This window comes from Enterobacter sp. DNB-S2 (assembly GCF_019443845.1).
In the GTDB taxonomy this organism is placed as follows: Bacteria; Pseudomonadota; Gammaproteobacteria; order Enterobacterales; family Enterobacteriaceae; genus Enterobacter; species Enterobacter asburiae_B.
In genome coordinates this window covers 2,941,783-2,959,986 of sequence record NZ_CP050520.1, presented here as the reverse complement: position 1 = coordinate 2,959,986, position 18,204 = coordinate 2,941,783, and the positions used below count along the sequence as shown (strand labels likewise).

The window sequence follows — 18,204 nt, the reverse complement described above, 5'->3', positions numbered from 1 at the left end:
TCCGCTAGACCAGCATGTAATACCAGAACAGGGCGACTTCGTCTTTTTCCGGTAAGGCGTTGTAGAGATAACGATCGTATCCGCCCAGGGTAAACCCGTAGTTGCGGTAAAACAGACAGGCAGAAACGTTCACATTTTGTGTTTCAAGCCGTAATCCCGGCGCGTTTACGCTGCGGGCCCACACGTGCGCGGCGGCCATTAATTTTTGCGCGGCGCCGGTTCTGCGTTTCGTGCGCTCCACGGCAATGTAATCCACCGAGATAAACTTATTCCAGCCGATTGACGCGGTAATAAATCCCGCAATTTCCCCGTCATCCGTTTCGGCAATAAGAAATATGGCGTCCGGATTAACGCAGTGGTTTTCAAGGGTTTGGATGTCGAGCTCGTAGGTTTTAATCCAGGGTTCGGCGACGGCTTCGATATGCAAATCGCAGTGGATAAAGGGCTCTCGCGCAATGTGGCTAATGGTGAAAGAAAAGTCACAGCATTCAAGGCGCGTGAGGTCGGTACTGAGTCCTTTTCGAATCTGCATAGTATTCCCGGTAGTGAGTTATTTCATAAAGAATAGACGAAGCGGTTAAATTCGCTGGCCTAACACACTTTTAATCCTGAACTAAGCTTGTACTTCGTTCCGCGTAAAATGTGGGTCATTCGAGGACAATGAATGGAATTCAGGACATTTCAAAAGCAGTGGGGTGCTGAGTTTATTTCCGATGACGTTGTACGTTTTCGCGTCTGGGCAGAAGGACAGAAAGAACTTACGCTACGTCTGGCGGCCGCCGACGTGCCGATGACGGCAGCTGGCGACGGCTGGTTTCAGGCAGACGTACCCGGCGTCACGCACGGTGCAGAATATCAATTTGTTCTGCAGGACGGCATGACGGTGCCCGATCCCGCATCGCGCGCGCAAAAAGGCGACGTTAACGGCCCCTCCATCGTTATCGATCCCCAACGCTATCAGCCGGTCAACCGGGACTGGGCAGGGCGGCCGTGGGAAGATACGGTTATCTACGAGCTGCACATCGGCACGTTTACCCCGGAGGGCACCTTCCGGGCCGCCATCGACAAGCTGCCGTATCTGGCAGAGCTCGGTATTACCCAGCTTGAAGTGATGCCCGTCTCTCAGTTTGGCGGAACCCGCGGCTGGGGGTATGACGGCGTGCTGCTGTACGCCCCGCACTCTGCCTACGGTACGCCGGAGGATTTCCACGCGTTTATTGGCGCCGCGCACGGGCTGGGGCTTTCCGTGGTGCTGGATATCGTGCTTAACCACTTCGGCCCCGAGGGGAACTATCTGCCCCTGCTGTCGCCCGCGTTTTTTGATGCACAGCGGATGACGCCGTGGGGCAACGGAATTGCTTACGAACGCGAGCCGGTGAGGCAGTACATCACCGATGCGCCACTCTACTGGCTGACGGAGTATCGTCTGGACGGCCTGCGCTTTGACGCCATCGACCAGATTAAAGACAGCGCGGAGATGCACATTCTGGAGGAGATTGCCGCAAAAATCCGCGAGGCGATCCCGCACCGCCACGTTCACCTGACCACGGAAGACAGCCGCAACGTGATTTTCCTGCACCCGCGCGATGAACAGGGCAACACGCCGCTGTTCACCGCCGAGTGGAATGATGACTTCCACAACGCCGCCCACGTGTTTGCCACCGGCGAGACGCACGCGTACTACCAGGATTTTGCCTTTGAGCCGGAGAAAAAGTTCGCCCGGGCGCTGGCGGAAGGCTTTGTCTACCAGGGCGAGATTTCGCTGCAAACCGGCGAATCCCGCGGGGTGGAGTGCCAGACGCAGCCGCCGCAGTTCTTCGTCGATTTTATTCAGAACCACGATCAGACCGGGAATCGCGCCCAGGGCGAGCGTCTTATCACCCTGGCCGGTGTCGACAAGACGCGGGTGCTGCTTGCCGCGCTGCTGCTTTCCCCCCATATCCCGCTGCTGTTTATGGGAGAGGAGTTTGGGGAAACGCACCCGTTCCTGTTTTTCACCGATTTTAACGGCGATCTGGCAAAGGCGGTGCGGGAAGGGCGCGCAAAAGAGTTTACCGGCCATGCCGGGCACGATGAAACCGTCCCGGATCCGAACGACCTGAACACGTTTATCCGTTCAAAACTCGACTGGAATAAGATTGCCTCCGACGAAGGCAAAACGTGGCTGCGCTTCACGCGCCACCTGCTGACGCTGCGTCATCGCCATATCGTTCCGCTTCTGCGTCATGGCGGCGCCGTTGAGGGCAAAGTAATCAAGACCGCGCCCGGCATGGTGGCGGTGAGCTGGCATTTCCCGTCGGGGACGCTCTCTCTGGCGCTGAATATCGGTAGTAAGCCCGTCGTGCTGCCCGATCTCGCGGGTGAGACGCGCTTTGCCTGGCCGGAAGTCACTGACGTTTTACCGCCGAACGGTATTGTCGTTCGCTTTGCTGATGGAGAAGCATCGTTATGATCCCTTCCGCCACGTACCGTATTCAGTTCCGTAATGGCATGACCTTCGACCGCGTTGCGGCGCTGGTGCCTTACCTGAAAGATCTCGGCATCAGCCATCTCTACGCGTCGCCCGTATTTACCGCCACAGCGGGTTCCACCCACGGCTATGACGTGACCAACCCGAATGAAATTGACCCCGCGATCGGCGGACGAGACGGTTTCGACCGCATGGTGGCGGCGCTTAAGCAGGCCGGCATGGGGCTGATTCTGGATATTGTCCCGAACCATATGTCCACCTCGCTGGAAAATGCCTGGTGGCGGGACGTGATTGAATACGGCCAGCAGAGCCGCTATTTCCGCTATTTCGATATCGACGGGTCGCGCCCGCTAACGCTGCCGTTCCTCGGCGACACCTTTGAGGCGGAGCTGGAGAAGGGTGCGATCGCCCTTAAACGTGACCCTGTCACGAACAAGGTCGCGCTGGTTTACTACGACGCCGAGTATCCGCTCAACCCCGGCACGTACAGCGAGGATAAGAGCATAGCTGAGCTGCATGAAGCGCAAAGCTGGCGGCTGATGTCCTGGCGGGAAGCGCCGAAGCAGCTCTCGTGGCGGCGCTTCTTTGAGATCACCGGGCTGGTCGGCGTTCGGGTTGAAGACGACGCGGTCTTCGACGATACGCACCGGCTGATCCTGGAGCTGGTTCACGCGGGCGTGGTGGACGGCCTGCGAATCGACCACGTCGACGGCCTGGCCGATCCGCTGGGGTATCTGCAGCACCTGCGGGAGAAAACCGGGCCCGACTGCTACATCACGGTTGAAAAAATCCTCGCGAAGGGAGAACAGCTCCCCGCCGACTGGCCGGTATCCGGCACCACCGGCTACGAGTTTATCGCCTCGCTGGCGGAAGTGCTGGTCGACGACGATAACCTGTCGCGCCTGGAGACCATCCACGACGAAACGCTGGGAATAGCGGTCGATCGCCACGCGGAACTGCGCGATGCCAAGGGCCTGATGACCGATCGCAATTTTGAGGGTGAATTCACCACGCTGCTTAACCTTGCTGACGATCTGGCCCGCCGCAATGAGGTTGCGCTACCGCGCGAGGAGATCCGCCACGCGCTGCGCGAGCTGCTTATCGCCTTTCCGGTCTACCGCACCTACGGCACCCGGGAGGGATTAACCCCGTCGGACGTGGCGCTGCTTAACCGCGTGGTCGCCGGCGTGGAGACGTCTGAAGCGGCGCTGAGCCTGATTGTGCGCATTCTCACCGGCGACCTGCCGGAAGATTGCCGCGAGTCCGCCGCGCTGTTCAGAACCCGCTTCCAGCAGCTTACCGGGCCGCTGATGGCGAAGTCCGTTGAAGACACGCTGTTCTTCCGCCACAACCTCGAGCTGGCGCTCAATGAAGTGGGCGCCGACCCGACGCCGCGCGCGTTTTCATTATCCCGCTTCCACCAGGAGATGCGCATTCGTCTCGCCCGACAGCCCGACGCGCTGCTGGGCACCTCCACGCACGATACCAAGCGCGGGGAAGACGCTCGGGCGCGTCTCTACACCCTGACGGAAGCGCCGGAACGCTGGGGGGGAAATCTGGCCCGCTGGCGACAGATGAACCAGACTCAGGTGCGTTTTCTCAATGACGGTACCGCGCCGAACGCTGCCGATACCTGGATGATCTATCAGGCGCTGGCGGGCGTCTGGCCCGCCACGCTGTCTCCGGACGACGCTGAAGGGCTTGCATCACTGGAAGCGCGTTTTATCGGCTTCCTCGAGAAAGCGCTGCGCGAGGCAAAACAGCGCACCGACTGGATCGACAGCAACGAGAGCTATGAGAGCGTGGTGCTGAGCTACGCGCGGCACCTGCTTTCGCCGGACAACGCGCTGTTCCTGCAGGATTTTAGCGAGGCGATGCAGCCCTTTATCCGCGCCGGGTTGATGAACAGCCTCAGCCAGACGGTAATCAAGCTGACGGCTCCCGGCGTGCCGGATATCTATCAGGGCAGCGAGGCGCTCAACTTTAGCCTCGTCGACCCGGATAACCGACGGGAGCCGGACTTCAACGCGCTGGTGCACAACCTCAGCGCGGCGGATGCCACGGTATTTGATAACCCGGCCTGCTGGCGAGACGGGCGCGTTAAGCAGTTCGTCACCGCCACGCTGCTGCGGCTGCGTCCGCATTACGACGCGCTTTTCCGCTACGGCGACTGGCTGCCGCTTAAGGTCACCGGCGAGCGCGAGGAGAACCTGATTGTCTATGCCCGCGTTAAGGACGAGGAGGCGCTGATTGTCGCCGTACCGCGTCTGGTTTTTGATGTCACCGATAATCATCAGCTGTGGGTCAATACCAGGGTCGCGATACCGGAAGAACTGGCCGGGAAACGCTATCGGGATCTGTTCAGCGGTGAGAGCCGCATTCTGCAAGAGACGCTGGATTTAACGTCAGAAAAGGGATGTGTACTGGTTCTGCTTACCTGCGAATAATCGTGGAGAACGAAAATGGCAAAGGATACTACGTTTGAAATTCGGGCCGGTCATGGCCAGCAGTTGGGGGCGAATTATGACGGGAAGGGCGTCAACTTCGCGCTGTTCTCCGCTCACGCCGAGCGGGTGGAACTCTGTCTGTTTGACCCGTCCGGGAAAAACGAAATCGCCCGGCTGGAACTGCCGGAATATACCCATGAGGTCTGGCACGGCTATGTGCCGGACCTGAAGCCCGGCGCGCTGTACGGCTATCGCGTCTACGGCCCTTACGATCCGGAAAACGGCCACCGCTTTAACCCGCACAAGCTGCTTATCGACCCTTACGCCCGAGAACTGGTGGGCGATATCGACTGGAACGATGCCCATTTCGGCTATGAGCTGGGGCATGACGAGTTAGATTTAAGCTTTGACACGCGCGACAGCGCGCCGTTCACGCCGAAATGCAAGGTCATCGACCCGAACGCCTTTGACTGGCAGGACAACAGCCGGCCAAACGTGCCCTGGCCGCATACCGTCGTCTATGAGAGCCACGTGAAGGGCTTTACCCAGATGAACCCGGCCATCCCGCAGGAGCTGCGCGGCACGTTTGAGGGGATGGGACACAAAGCCTCGGTCGACTACATCAAGAGTCTTGGCATCACCTCGGTGGAGCTTCTGCCGGTTCACTGGTTCCCGGACGACCAGCATCTGCTCGATCGCGGCCTGAAGAACTTCTGGGGCTATAACACCCTCGGCTTTTTTGCTCCGGCGTCGCGCTACTACGGCCCGGCGGGGATCCAGGGCTTTCGCGACATGGTGCGCGCGTATCACGATGCGGGCATCGAGGTGATTCTGGACGTGGTGTACAACCATACGGCGGAAGGAAATGAGCTTGGCCCGACGCTTTCGTTTAAGGGGATTGATAACTACAGCTATTACCGCACCCTGCCGGACCAGCACCGGTACTACATCAACGACACCGGGACGGGAAACACGGTCAACACCTCGCACCCACGCGTGCTGCAGATGGTGATGGATTCGCTGCGCTACTGGGCGGAATCGATGCATATTGACGGTTTTCGTTTCGACCTGGGGACGATACTGGGCCGCGAGCCGGAAGGATTTGACCCGCGCGGCGGTTTCTTCGACGCCATGACTCAGGATCCGGTGTTATCAAGACTTAAGCTGATTGGTGAACCCTGGGACATCGGTCCCGGCGGGTATCAGGTTGGCGGTTTCCCGCCGGGCTGGGGTGAGTGGAACGACAAATACCGCGATACCGTACGCGAGTACTGGAAGGGCGATAACGTCTCCAACGACTTTGCCGCACGGCTGCTGGGATCCGGGGATCTGTACGACCTGCGCGGGCGTCGTCCGTGGGCCAGCGTCAACTTCATTACCGCTCACGACGGCTTTACGCTGAATGACCTGGTGTCGTACAACGAGAAGCACAACGCCGACAACGGCGAGGATAATAACGACGGGCATAATGACAATCGCTCGTACAACTATGGCGAAGAAGGGCCGACGGAGAACCCGGATATTATTGCTACCCGCGAGCGGCAGAAGCGTAATTTCCTGACCACGCTGCTGTTTTCCCACGGCACGCCGATGCTGCTGGCGGGGGACGAGTTTGGCCGCACGCAGAAGGGTAATAACAACGGTTACTGCCAGGACAGCGAGATCTCGTGGATCGACTGGAACGGGATAACCGAAAACGACGCTGCGCTGCGCGAGTTTACCCGACGGCTCATTGCGCTTCGCGCATCGCAGCCGTTATTGCGGCGTGAAAGCTGGCGCGACGGGCTGGAGATCCGCTGGTTCAATGCCGGCGGCGGCCCGCAGCAGGCCGAGCAGTGGGATGAAGGCTCGACGCTCGGCGTCTCCATCAGCAGGCCGGATCTCAGGCAGGAGGACGGCATCTGGCACGACGTGCTGATGCTGTTCAACCCGTTTGAAGGGACCGTGCCGTTCCAGATCCCGCAGTTTGGCGAAGGGGGATGGGTGCTGGAGCTGTCTACGGCAGAGAACGCTGCCGCCGGGACAGCATTCACCGAAACCGTAGAGTACGAACTGGCCGGACGCAGTATTACTCTCTTCAGACGTCCTTAGCCCTAGAGTGATGCCGCCGCGCGGGCGGCGGTGTCATACAGGGAGGAGATCGTGCGTAACAGCTGCGCGGTCTCGCCAATCGACTTCCCGGCAATGCCGCTCTCCGCGTGGATTGCGATCAGACACGCCTCCCGCACGTCCCGGTACTTCATGCACAACGCTTTCCCTTCCTCGGTAGTCGAGAAAAAGAGCTCTTTGCCCGCTTTCTCGCTCGTCACGTAGCCCGCTTTGACCAGCTTTTTCAGGGCGTAGGTCACCACGTGGGTATCTTCCACGTTAAGAACGAAACAGATATCGGCCAGCTTTTTCTTGCGGTCGCGGTGGTTTACGTGATGCAGCAGCGAGACGTCAAATGCGCCCATATCGGGCTCGCCGGCTGCGGTCATGCAGCGCACCATCCATTTATTGAACGCGTTGCTGGTCATGATCAGCGCGTACTCCAGCTCTGACAGTTCCGCGCAGCGCTCGGACACCAGGTGGCGGGACGAGACGATCCGGCCGTCGTTGATATCGTCGTGAGGGGGGGTAGCACTCTTTTCCGAGGTCATAACGTTCCTTAGCCAGAAATGTAAACTCATCGATAAAATAAGAACATTTTATTGATAATTTGTTTACATGTTTTTGAGGTTCAGATATAGCTTTTTAGCGCAGGTTTTCCGAAACCTGTCGAAAAACACAACATCGCTCGCCGCAAAATAAAAAAATAGCCGTCGGCGCGCAACGCTCACTTTGGATAGGGTAAACGTTATGGACGGTACTACGCTGTTGCCGCTGATCGGGATACCGATCGTGGTTATTGGTTTTGCACTGCGCTTCAACCCGCTGCTGGTGGTCGTGGTGGCGGGGCTGGCGACGGGTCTGCTGGTCGGTATGGATTTCGGGATGCTGCTGGAGACCTTTGGCGAAAAGTTCGTGAATAGCCGATCCCTGGCGACCTTCATTCTGATCCTGCCGGTGATTGGTCTGCTGGAATATTACGGGCTCAAGGAGCGTGCCCAGGCCTGGGTGGCGAAGATCGCCAGCGCGACCTCGGCGCGTATTCTGATGCTCTATTTTGTCGCCCGTGAAGGCACCGCCGCGCTGGGGCTGATGTCGCTGGGCGGTCATGCCCAGACGGTGCGTCCGCTGCTGGCGCCGATGGCCGAAGGGGCGGCGCTAAACGAATACGGCGAGCTGCCGCAGCACATCCGCGACAAAATCAAAGCCCATGCCGCCGCGTGCGACAACATTGCGGTCTTCTTTGGGGAAGATATCTTCATTGCCTTCGGCGCGGTGCTGCTGATCGACGCGTTCCTGAAAGAGAATGGCATTCAGGGCATCGAACCGCTGCATATTGGCCTTTGGGCCATCCCAACCGCCATTGCGGCATTAGTTATTCATATGACGCGCCTGCTGCGTCTGGATGCCAGCATCCGTCGCGACGTCATGGCCTGGCGCGCGGAGCAGAGCACGCGGGAGGCCGCGCAATGATGACGCTTATCACCATTAACCGCGTGTACTACCTGATCGGCTTCGTCGTGATGCTGCTGGTTGTGATGACCCTGCGCGATCGCGCCAATCCGAAGCGTTTTACCACCGCGCTGTTCTGGTTCTTATTTGGCGGGATCTTCCTGTTCGGTGACCTGATGGTGCAGGAGCTGGGGAAATCGCTGGCGTACCGAATCATTGGCGGGGGCGTTATCGCTATCGCGCTGCTGGCGGGCTTTGGTCTGGTCGGGAAAGGGCACTATAAAATGTCGACCGAAGACGAACGTCTCGCGTCGTCAAACCGCCTTAAAAACTGGCTGTTCCTGCCCGCGCTGATGATCCCGGTGGTGACGGTTATCGGGACGCTGTTCCTGAAGGGCGTGTCGGTTGGCGGCGTGTTCCTGCTCGATCAGAAACAGCTTACCCTGGCGGCGCTGTGCGTGGCCTGCGTCGCGGCGATCCTCACCGGATGGTGGCTGACCAAAGGCACGCCGCTGCACGCCATTCGCCAGTCTCGCCGTCTTGTCGACACCATCGGCTGGGCGGTGATCCTGCCGCAGATGCTGGCCATGCTCGGCGGCGTGTTCGTGGCGGCCAATACCGGTGACTCGGTGCAGAAGGTGGTGAGCCTGTTCGTTAATCCGGATAACCGCTTTATGCTGGTGGTGATTTACTGCGTGGGGATGGCGCTGTTTACCATGATCATGGGGAATGCGTTTGCGGCCTTCCCGGTGCTGAGCGCGGGGATCGCCTTGCCGTTTCTGATTAATGTGCATCACGGCAACCCGGCGCCGCTGCTGGCGATTGGCATGTACGCGGGCTACTGCGGCACGCTGATGACGCCGATGGCCGCTAACTTCAACATTGTTCCCGCCGCGCTGCTGGAGCTGAAAGATAAATATCAGGTGATCAAGATCCAGATCCCGACCGCGTTAACCCTGCTGGTGGTGAACGTGTTCCTCATGTATTTCCTCGTGTTTCGCTAAGGAGCTGTTATGGAATTAACGCAACATCAGGCTGACGCGTTTGCCCGCATGCCTTTGACCTATTTGCGCCAGGAATACCCGAACCACATCATGCACCTGCTGAATGATGATGGTGACGTTCTGCCGCCGCGCGAACTGCACCCCATTTTCTACGGCTGTTTCGACTGGCACTCGGCGGTGCACGGCTACTGGCTGCTGCTGCGCTGCGTGCGCCTCTACCCGGAGCTGCCGAGCCGGGACGCGATCGTCGCGCTTGTCGACGAGCACCTGACGGAAGAGAACGTGGCGAAGGAGCTGGCCTATTTCACCGCGCCGTTCCGCGCCTCGTTTGAGCGCCCGTATGGCTACGGCTGGCTGCTGGCGCTGGCCCAGGAGCTAAAGCAGTCTTCGCTGCCGCAGGCCGCAGGCTGGTATCAAACGCTGGAGCCGTTAACCCAGGATATTCGCGACAGGCTGGTGGATTATCTCAGCAAGCTCACCTATCCGATCCGCGTCGGGACGCACTACAACACGGCGTTTGCCCTCGCGCTTGGGTTGGACTACGCCCGAGCAGTAGAAGATAGCGCGCTTGAGCAGGCGATTGTCACGGCGGCGGAGCGGTTTTATCTCGCCGACACGCGCTATCCGGCCCACTACGAGCCCGGCGGTGATGAGTATATTTCCGGCGCGCTGACGGAAGCGCTGCTGATGAGCAAAGTGTTGGAGGACTTCCCGGCCTGGTTTGACGCGTTTCTCCCGGAGGCGGGCACCATTGCGGCGCTGATGAACCCGGCGGAAGTGAGCGACCGTACCGACCCGAAAATTGCCCATCTCGATGGGTTAAACCTCAGCCGCGCCTGGTGCATGAAGCACATTGCCAGAGCGCTTCCCGCAAACCATCCGGCGCAGCAGGCGCTGCGCGAGGCGGTGACGAAACACCTGTCGGCAAGCGTTGAGCATGTTGTCGGCAGCCACTACAGCGGCGGGCACTGGCTGGCGAGCTTTGCGCTGCTGGCGCTGGAGTAAACGAACGCGCCGTCTTTCTTGCCGGGTGGCGCTGCGCTTACCCGGCCTACATTGTGCAAAGCTTCCTTGTAGGCCCGTGCAAGCGTAGCGCCGCCGGGCGAATCAGGCTGATGCCCGAGCTGCAGGCGCAGCCTAAATTTCTTTATTTTTAATGCGATTAATATCTTAATCGGTTATTTTTCCGTCATTTGTCTCGAAACAGATATCTTTTTTACTATCGCAAAAGTGTACGATACGTGATCATATATCCATGTTAAAAGAATGGTTAATATGGCTGTTATACCTTTGTTACCAAAAGAAGGAATCGCGCTTGCATTAGCAAACATGAGGATTGCAAGAGCGCATGGTATGAGTAGAAATATGGCTATTCCTACAACCTATCTTTGGTTTTATCAAAAAGTAAGAAATAAGGGGCCATGGGATTACAAGCAGGGACACCCTGAGTTAGCGAACTTTGGTAACTTCAATTATGGTTCGGCTGGCTATGCTGCCGGGATACCATCAGTAACGTTATTGATGGGGGCAGGATGGGCGCAGGAAAGAGCTAAAACCTCCAAAAAGAAATGGGGGCACTGGTATCAAAAACCGCCATATGGGGATGATCCTCACGATCAGTTTTGGATAAGTCAAGGGATTGAATATGCAAAGAAACACGGTTATTAAACGGCTTCATTATTTACTCACAACGATTTTATTGATCATTGTTTGCGGGTTTCTGACATATCAATATTATTTTAATGCACCTCCTCACGATAGCTTTGTCAGCAAACAGAAACTATCTGATACCGTCACACTGTACATAACAAAGTATGATGACGGAGGAGCTACGGTGTCGGATGTTTACCGCTTCTATTTAGATAAAGACAGCAGCGGGAACATTATGAAGGCCCTTAAAGAACGCTCGCCGTTCCTTGAAGCCAATACAAGCAATGTTACAGCTTCTGCTTATGGGAACACGGTAAATATAAAAATCACAGGTAAGGTTTATTCATTCACTAATTCGGATCTGTTCTATGCAGATGGTGTAGCGATCATGCCTGTAATTAACCTCATAGCAAATGGAATAAGAGATTAATTAGCATAAGGAGTTTTAGAAATGGCTGTACCAGTACACCTCTTTTTGAAAGACGATGGTGGAACAATGATCCGTGGCGGTTCTGATGTTGCAGACCGTGAAGGAAGCATAGAGCTTAGAGATCTGATCCATAACCTGAGCATTCCAACAGATGAGGCAACAGGTAAACTTACAGGTACAAGGCAACACTCAGCTTTCAGTTTAACAAAAGCAATTGATTCATCTTCACCCTATCTATACAAAGCAGTGGCTACAGGTCAAACGCTTCAAAGTGCTGAATTAAAGTTCTATCACATCAATGATGCTGGTCAGGAAGTGGAATACTTCAATATTCTTATGGAAGGTGTGAAAGTCATTTCAATAACTCCAGTTATGCATGATACAAGAGATTGTCCCGGTACTGGTCACCTGGAAAATGTATCTTTGCGATACGCAAAAATCACATGGAAAATCCTGGACGGAAATATTCAATACACTGATGCGTGGAATGAACGCCTTACAGCGTAGGCGTTATAAACGAGCAGCGCCGAAAGGCGCTGCAACAGTTTACGCTGATGCCCGAACCGCAGGGCGCAGCCGACTCACGCTAAACAACACCGATCCCGTTGAGGCGATGACGGCTATCCACAGCGCAAAATGCACGGCCCGGTCATGGTCTGATTCGGTCGTTGCAAGCAGCACGCCCACCGCGGCGGCGCCGAGACACTGGCCGAATGTCCTCACAATCGACAACACGCCGGAGGCATAGCTGGCATATTCCCGCGCCACGTTAGAGAGCATCTCCCGGTTATTGGGGCTCTGGAAGCAGCCAAACCCAATCCCGCAAACCAGACTGCGCAGGCAGATATTCCATGCGGATGGGCTGTCCGGCAACGTCGCCAGCAGGACCAATCCACCGACAAAAATCATCAGCCCGATTGTCGAGATCAGGGGCGCGGAAATCGTATCTGCCCAGCGCCCCGCGTGCGGCGCGATCAGCACGATGCCAATCGGCCACGGGGTGAACAGCAGCGCGGAGACCACCGGGCTGTAGCCATACACGCTCTGAAACAGAAACGGCAGCGCGACAAAGGTGATGCCCTGACTGATAAACGAGGCTAGCGAGGTCAGGGCTGCGAGGGTAAAGCGTCCGTTTTTGAACATGACGGGCGGCAGTATGGGACTTCGCGCGCGCCGAATCCGCCAGATAAAGGCGAGGGCGCTGACCAGCGCGAGCAGCCCCCAGCCCGTGGCCGCCTGGTTGATATTTTGCGTCACGTGCTGAAGGCTGTCGGCCAGCATGATTGCTGAACCTAACAGCACGGCGGAGAGCACGGCGCCCGGCGCGTCAAAGGGCGAGCGGTCAACGGCCGTTTCCCGCGGCAAGGCCCGCCACGCCAGCAGCAGGGCGACGCTGCCCGGAACAATGTTAATGGCGAACAGCCACTGCCAGCTCAGCGCGTCCAGTATGGTTCCGCCCAGCACGGGGGCAATCGCCGTGCTGGAGGCGATAAGCAGGGCGTGCAGCCCCAGAATTCGGCCAAGCAGTCGACCCGGAAAAACGGATCGCAGGATCGCCGGGGCGATACTCAGGGTGGCCGCGCCGCCGATGCCCTGCAGAATACGCATGCCGGTTAACATTTCCGGCGTCGCTGCCAGCGCGCAGCCGAGCGAGGTGAGCGTAAAGGTGGCAAGCCCAACAAGAAACACCGGGCGATAGCCCACGCGCGCCGCCAGCGCCGCGAAGATGGCTAACGTCATTGCCGCTGAAAGCAGGTAACCGTTGGAGAACCAGACCGCAACGTTTGCGGGTACCTGCATCGCCCTTGCCATGGAGGGCAGCGCGATGTTGATCATGGTGCCGTCAAAGACGCCCATCAGCGTGGTGGTCATGACGGCGGCCATGACCCGGGCGCGTTCATGACCGGGTAAGCCTTCATCGCCGGGCAGGTTTGAAAAAAACGTCATCGTCGTTACTCCGCATAAGAATAGTGATGACGAAACTATAAGCATGCGGTATACAGGGCGGAAGACGCATCAGTTGCATTTAATCGTTGCATATAACGCCTTATCTTAGGAGTCACTGTGTCCGATCCTGACTTTAACCTTCTGGTTGCGCTCGACGTTCTGCTGGCCGAAGCCAGCGTGGCGGGCGCGGCGCGACGTTTGAACCTCAGCACCTCCGCCATGAGCCGCACCCTGAGCAGGCTGCGGGAGGTGACCGGCGATCCTATTCTTGTGCGGGCCGGTCGCCATATGGTGCTGACGCCCTGGGGAGAAGCCACGCGGGACCGCGCCAGAACTGCCGTGCATGAGGCGAGGGCAGTGCTACAGCCCTCCACCGACGCGCTGAAGGTTGAAAGTCTCGAGCGGCTGTTCACCATCAGAGCCAACGACGGTTTTGTGGTGGCGTTTGGGCCACTGCTGATTGCGGCGGTGGCGAGCGTTGCCCCCGGGGTGTGCATCCGCTTCTCGCCGAAACCTGAAAAAACCTCGCGCTATTTGCGTGAGGGGCTGGTCGACCTGGAGATCGGCGTGCAAAGCAATATGGGGCCGGAAATACGGCTGCAACGGCTCTTTCAGGATCGGTTTGTTGGCGCGGTGCGTAAGGGACATCCGCTGTCATTACGGCCTGACGTCAGTCTTGACGATTATGTCGCGTGGGGTCATGTGGTGGCCTCACCGGACGGATCGCTACACGGGTTTGTCGATGACGCGCTGGCGGAACGGGGGATGAAACGCAAGGTCGCCAGCGTGGTGCCCGGATTTCCAACGGCGCTATCCGTGGCGCTGGCGTCCGATCTGATTGCCATGGTGCCGGCGCTGTACCTGCTCAATCAGCCGATGAACGAGCGCGTACACGTCTTTGAACTGCCGTTTAAAACCCGGACCATTACGGTGTCACAGATGTGGCATCCGCGCATGGAAAGGGACCCGGGACATCGATGGCTCAGGGAAAAAGTACTGGAAGTGTGTCGGGCCGTGCGCTGACGCTCAGGCCACTTTTCCCGGCACGATGAAGATGAAGCGCGTCGATGCCGCATCCGATTCCACGCGGACTTTTCCGTGGTGCGCCGAGACGATGGACTTCACGATGGCAAGCCCGATCCCGCTGCCTTCGCCTTTGCGCTGCCTTGACGGATCGACGCGATAGAAACGGTCAAACAGCTTTGGCAGATGCTCTTGCGGGATCGGCGTACCGGGATTTTCTATCATCAGTTCAACGTCGTTATCCTGTTCTCTGATGGAAACCGTCACCGCTTTTCCTGCTGGCGTATAGCGCAGGGCATTGGAGAGCAGATTATTCATTGCTCTCCGGAACATCTGCGGATCGCCTTCTATCAGGCAGGGCATCCCGTTAAATTTCAGCGTAACGTTGCGTTCTTCCGCCCAGGCTTCGAAGAAATCGAAGACTTTCATGACCTCCGCACTTAAATCAAACATCACCCGGTCAGGGACGAGCTGATTATTATCCGCCTGCGCCAGGAAAAGCATGTCGCTGACCATCCGGGTCATCCGGTTGTACTCTTCAAGGCTGGAGTACAGAACGTCTTCCAGCTCTTTCTGCGAGCGGTTCTGGCTCAGCGCGATTTCCGTTTGCGTCACCAGGTTGGTGATGGGGGTTCTGATTTCATGCGCGATATCGGCGGAAAAATTCGCCTGACGGGTAAAGACATCTTCAATCTTTTCGATCATATGGTTGAAGGAGATGACCAGCTGTTCCAGCTCAACGGGCACGCGGGACGGCTCCAGCCGCGCGTCGAGGTTTTCTGAAGTGATATTTTTAATGGCGTTGCTGACGTTACGCAGGGGCAAATGACCCTGACGAACCGCGATGCGAATGACAAGAATAATCAGCAGGCTGATCGCCGCGGCAATCGCCAGGAGATTCTTTTTCAGCGCCTCAAGGTAGTGCAGATGAAAATTGATGGAGAGCCCGATCAGCATCACGTAGCCCTGCGTTTTGCCCTGCAGCGTCGCCGTGCCTGAAGAGGCGATAATCCGGTACGTTTCCATTTTCATGTCGGACCCGGCGTGCATGTTTGCGGCAGGGTCTTCAACCGTCCAGAGAAACACATCCTGCGCGCGGCGGTGTTCGCTGAAGTCCGCCGCGTTCATCGCAGGGCGCAGTGCTGCCCCTTGCGCCGAGCTGAACAGGATATTGCCCTGCGGATCCAGGAGCAGGACGGCCACATTGCGGTAGCTGGCGATAGACTCTTTGATTTTACTGATTTTCTTTTGGTCAGGATCGACCGGAGACTGCAGGATGCGGTGCATCGCGGTGCTGATTTGCTGCAGGTCGCTGACATCCTGCTCGGCGAAGTGCTTTTCAACGGAATGCAGCATAAACCAGGTAAAGGCGAAAAAGGCCAGTATCGTGGAGAGACTGATAAAAAAGGTCAGCCGCAGGGCAAGCGAAAAAGGGCGCCCGGGAAGCTTAACGCGCATCCGGCACCTCCAGCATATAGCCTACGCCGCGCACCGTCTGGATCAGCTTAGGTTCAAAATCGTTATCGATTTTCGCGCGAAGCCGCTTTACCGCCACGTCAATTGCGTTTGTGTCGCTGTCAAAATTCATGTCCCACACCTGGGAGGCAATCAGGGAGCGGGGTAGCACCTCTCCCTGATGACGCAGGAAAAACTCCAGCAGGCTGAACTCTTTGCTGGTTAACGAGATGCGGCTTCCGGCCCGGCTTACCTTTCTCGACACGAGGTCAACCGTCAGGTCCGCCACCTGAAGCTGGCTTTCCGCGATCACCGTATTTCCGCGTCTCAACAGCGTCCTCACCCGGGCGAGTAGCTCGGCAAAAGCGAATGGCTTAATCAGATAGTCATCCGCGCCCAGCTCAAGCCCTTTAACCCGGTGTTCAATCGTGCCGAGAGCCGTGAGTAACAGGATGGGCATCCCTTTTCCCGCAGAGCGGAGCATGCGGACAATGTCCCAGCCGTTCACATCGGGCAGCATGATATCCAGAATCAGCAGATCGTATTCAGCGGTCATGGCGAGATGGTAGCCGTTCAGGCCATTATCCGCGTGGTCCACCACAAATCCTGCTTCAGTCAGCCCCTTACTCAGGTACTCACCGGTTTTCATTTCGTCTTCGACGATCAGTATTTTCATCGTGCTCCCCTGACTGGCTGCTGATGACATTCTAGTGAGCGTACCGCCGTTAACAATGACTTACGCTAAAAATGACAACATTGTCATTATCCTGTCACCCGTCAAACAGGATGCGTTGCGTAGAGTAGCCCTAAAACTACTCTGGACTTTATTTGAACCGTTATGTTCCTGTTAAAACGACTAAGCATCAGTACGGTATTTATTCTGGCAGGCTGCGTCTCGCTGGCCCCGGAGTACCAGCGGCCGGAGGCACCTGTCCCCCGGCAGTTTTCGCTCTCCCGTAACGGCCTGACGCCCGCGGCGGCAGGGTATCAGGATACCGGCTGGCGCAACTTTTTCGTCGCCCCTCAGGTTGCCGGGCTGATTACGGAGGCCCTGAAGAACAATCGCGATCTGAAAATGGCCGCCCTGAAGGTCGAAGAGGCCCGGGCGCAGTTCAACGTGACGGATGCGGATCGCTACCCTCAGCTGAATGCCTCCTCGGGCATCACGTACAGCGGCGGGCTGAAAAGTGACAAACCCACCGCGCAGCAGTACGACGCGGGCCTTGCGCTTAGCTATGAACTCGATTTCTTCGGCAAGCTAAAGAACATGAGCGAGGCCGACCGACAAAACTATTTCGCGAGCGAAGAGGCCCGTCGCACGGTGCATATCCTGCTCGTCTCTAACGTTTCCCAGAGCTATTTCAACCAGCAGCTGGCGTATAAACAGCTGCGTATCGCGCAGGATACGCTGAACAATTACCGGCAGTCTTATGCGTTCGTTGAGCAGCAGCTGGTGACGGGCAGTACGAACGTCCTGGCGCTGGAACAGGCCCGGGGACAGATCGAAAACACGCAGGCAGAGATTGCCAAAAGAGAGGGGGAGCTGGCGCAGGCCAATAACGCCCTGCAGCTGGTCCTCGGCACGTATCGCGCGCTGCCGGGTGACGGCGGCATGAACGCCAGCGACGTTGTGCCGGTAAAACTGCCTCCTCATCTTTCCTCCGAGATACTGCTGCAGCGCCCGGATATTATGGAGGCGGAGTATCAGCTTAAAGCGGCCGATGCGAATATCGGTGCGGCGCGCGCCGCCTTTTTCCCGTCTATTTCCCTGACCAGCGGGCTTTCAACGGGCAGCACGGAGTTGTCCAGCCTCTTTACGTCCGGGAGCGGGATGTGGAATTTTATTCCTAAAATAGACATTCCCATTTTTAATGCGGGCAGAAATAAGGCCAATCTGAAGCTGGCCGAAATTCGCCAGCAGCAGTCGGTGGTTAATTACGAGCAAAAAATTCAGTCCGCCTTTAAACAGGTTGCCGACGCGCTCGCGCTGCGGGACAGCATTAACCAGCAGCTTGCTGCACAACAGCGGTATCTGGATTCGCTCCGCATCACGCTTCAACGTGCCAGAGGGTTATATTCCAGCGGCGCGGTCAGCTATATCGAGGTGCTTGACGCGGAGCGTTCTCTTTTCTCTACCCAGCAAAATATTCTCGACCTTATTTATGCCCGGCAGGTTAATGAAATTAATCTCTTCACCGCGCTCGGCGGCGGTTGGGTCGAATAATCTTATTTAATTAA

General features: G+C 57.3%; 16 protein-coding genes. 11 read left to right on the top strand and 5 right to left on the bottom strand.

Features of this window, described 5'->3' with window-relative positions:
- Positions 1 to 4 precede the first annotated feature (4 nt).
- Positions 5 to 532 carry a GNAT family N-acetyltransferase gene (locus HB664_RS14120; protein WP_096151067.1) on the bottom strand — a complete coding sequence of 176 codons (528 nt, stop codon included), beginning with the start codon at positions 530 to 532 and terminating at the stop codon, positions 5 to 7.
- Between the two features lie 132 nt (positions 533 to 664).
- Here HB664_RS14120 and treZ point away from each other — a divergent pair, with 132 nt between their 5' ends.
- From treZ to glgX, 3 genes are read left to right on the top strand one after another with little or no spacing between them, the layout of a single operon-like run.
- Positions 665 to 2,452 carry a malto-oligosyltrehalose trehalohydrolase gene (treZ, locus tag HB664_RS14115; RefSeq protein ID WP_219939658.1) on the top strand — a complete coding sequence of 596 codons (1,788 nt, stop codon included), beginning with the start codon at positions 665 to 667 and terminating at the stop codon, positions 2,450 to 2,452.
- Positions 2,449 to 4,917 (top strand): malto-oligosyltrehalose synthase, encoded by a 2,469-nt coding sequence (gene treY / locus HB664_RS14110; protein ID WP_219939657.1) that lies wholly within the window; start codon positions 2,449 to 2,451, stop codon positions 4,915 to 4,917. Before treZ ends, treY begins: the two co-directional genes overlap by 4 nt.
- Before the next feature lie 15 nt (positions 4,918 to 4,932).
- The gene (gene glgX / locus HB664_RS14105; RefSeq protein ID WP_219939656.1) at positions 4,933 to 7,008 is read left to right on the top strand and encodes a glycogen debranching protein GlgX; all 2,076 of its coding nucleotides are present in this window, start codon (positions 4,933 to 4,935) and stop codon (positions 7,006 to 7,008) included.
- A gap of 2 nt (positions 7,009 to 7,010) precedes the next feature.
- Here glgX and HB664_RS14100 read toward each other — a convergent pair whose 3' ends face one another.
- Entirely contained in the window at positions 7,011 to 7,556 is a 546-nt protein-coding gene (locus HB664_RS14100) for a winged helix DNA-binding protein (RefSeq protein ID WP_039262429.1), read from the bottom strand.
- A 199-nt stretch (positions 7,557 to 7,755) separates the two neighbouring features.
- Between HB664_RS14100 and HB664_RS14095 the strand changes: the two genes are divergently transcribed.
- From HB664_RS14095 to HB664_RS14070, 6 genes are all read left to right on the top strand, one after another.
- Positions 7,756 to 8,478 (top strand): DUF969 domain-containing protein, encoded by a 723-nt coding sequence (locus HB664_RS14095; protein WP_039262430.1) that lies wholly within the window; start codon positions 7,756 to 7,758, stop codon positions 8,476 to 8,478.
- Positions 8,475 to 9,461, top strand: a complete 987-nt coding sequence (locus tag HB664_RS14090; RefSeq protein WP_033145579.1) for a DUF979 domain-containing protein — start codon at positions 8,475 to 8,477, stop codon at positions 9,459 to 9,461. The genes HB664_RS14095 and HB664_RS14090 overlap by 4 nt, the downstream gene beginning before the upstream one ends.
- Before the next feature lie 9 nt (positions 9,462 to 9,470).
- Positions 9,471 to 10,466: a DUF2891 domain-containing protein gene (locus HB664_RS14085; protein WP_219939655.1), complete on the top strand. Its 996-nt coding sequence runs from the start codon at positions 9,471 to 9,473 to the stop codon at positions 10,464 to 10,466.
- A gap of 270 nt (positions 10,467 to 10,736) precedes the next feature.
- Positions 10,737 to 11,129: a polymorphic toxin type 44 domain-containing protein gene (locus tag HB664_RS14080; RefSeq protein ID WP_219939654.1), complete on the top strand. Its 393-nt coding sequence runs from the start codon at positions 10,737 to 10,739 to the stop codon at positions 11,127 to 11,129.
- Positions 11,107 to 11,541 (top strand): hypothetical protein, encoded by a 435-nt coding sequence (locus HB664_RS14075; RefSeq protein WP_047060899.1) that lies wholly within the window; start codon positions 11,107 to 11,109, stop codon positions 11,539 to 11,541. The genes HB664_RS14080 and HB664_RS14075 overlap by 23 nt, the downstream gene beginning before the upstream one ends.
- Before the next feature lie 21 nt (positions 11,542 to 11,562).
- Positions 11,563 to 12,048: a type VI secretion system tube protein TssD gene (locus HB664_RS14070; protein ID WP_048981333.1), complete on the top strand. Its 486-nt coding sequence runs from the start codon at positions 11,563 to 11,565 to the stop codon at positions 12,046 to 12,048.
- 39 nt (positions 12,049 to 12,087) lie between these two features.
- Here the strand turns inward: HB664_RS14070 and HB664_RS14065 are convergent, their stop codons facing one another.
- Complete coding sequence (locus HB664_RS14065) at positions 12,088 to 13,488, bottom strand: MFS transporter (RefSeq protein WP_219939653.1); 1,401 nt, start codon at positions 13,486 to 13,488, stop codon at positions 12,088 to 12,090.
- A gap of 117 nt (positions 13,489 to 13,605) precedes the next feature.
- Here HB664_RS14065 and HB664_RS14060 point away from each other — a divergent pair, with 117 nt between their 5' ends.
- On the top strand, positions 13,606 to 14,511 hold the full coding sequence (locus HB664_RS14060; RefSeq protein WP_219939652.1) for a LysR family transcriptional regulator: 906 nt from the start codon (positions 13,606 to 13,608) through the stop codon (positions 14,509 to 14,511).
- 3 nt (positions 14,512 to 14,514) lie between these two features.
- Here the strand turns inward: HB664_RS14060 and HB664_RS14055 are convergent, their stop codons facing one another.
- Both HB664_RS14055 and HB664_RS14050 read right to left on the bottom strand, forming a co-directional pair.
- Complete coding sequence (locus HB664_RS14055) at positions 14,515 to 15,969, bottom strand: Cu(+)/Ag(+) sensor histidine kinase (protein WP_219939651.1); 1,455 nt, start codon at positions 15,967 to 15,969, stop codon at positions 14,515 to 14,517.
- On the bottom strand, positions 15,959 to 16,642 hold the full coding sequence (locus HB664_RS14050; RefSeq protein WP_039262437.1) for a copper/silver response regulator transcription factor: 684 nt from the start codon (positions 16,640 to 16,642) through the stop codon (positions 15,959 to 15,961). The genes HB664_RS14055 and HB664_RS14050 overlap by 11 nt, the downstream gene beginning before the upstream one ends.
- Before the next feature lie 162 nt (positions 16,643 to 16,804).
- On the opposite strand from HB664_RS14050, the gene HB664_RS14045 reads away from it, so the two are divergent.
- Positions 16,805 to 18,190, top strand: coding sequence for an efflux transporter outer membrane subunit (locus HB664_RS14045; RefSeq protein ID WP_219939650.1), 1,386 nt, complete (start codon positions 16,805 to 16,807; stop codon positions 18,188 to 18,190).
- Positions 18,191 to 18,204: the final 14 nt, after the last annotated feature.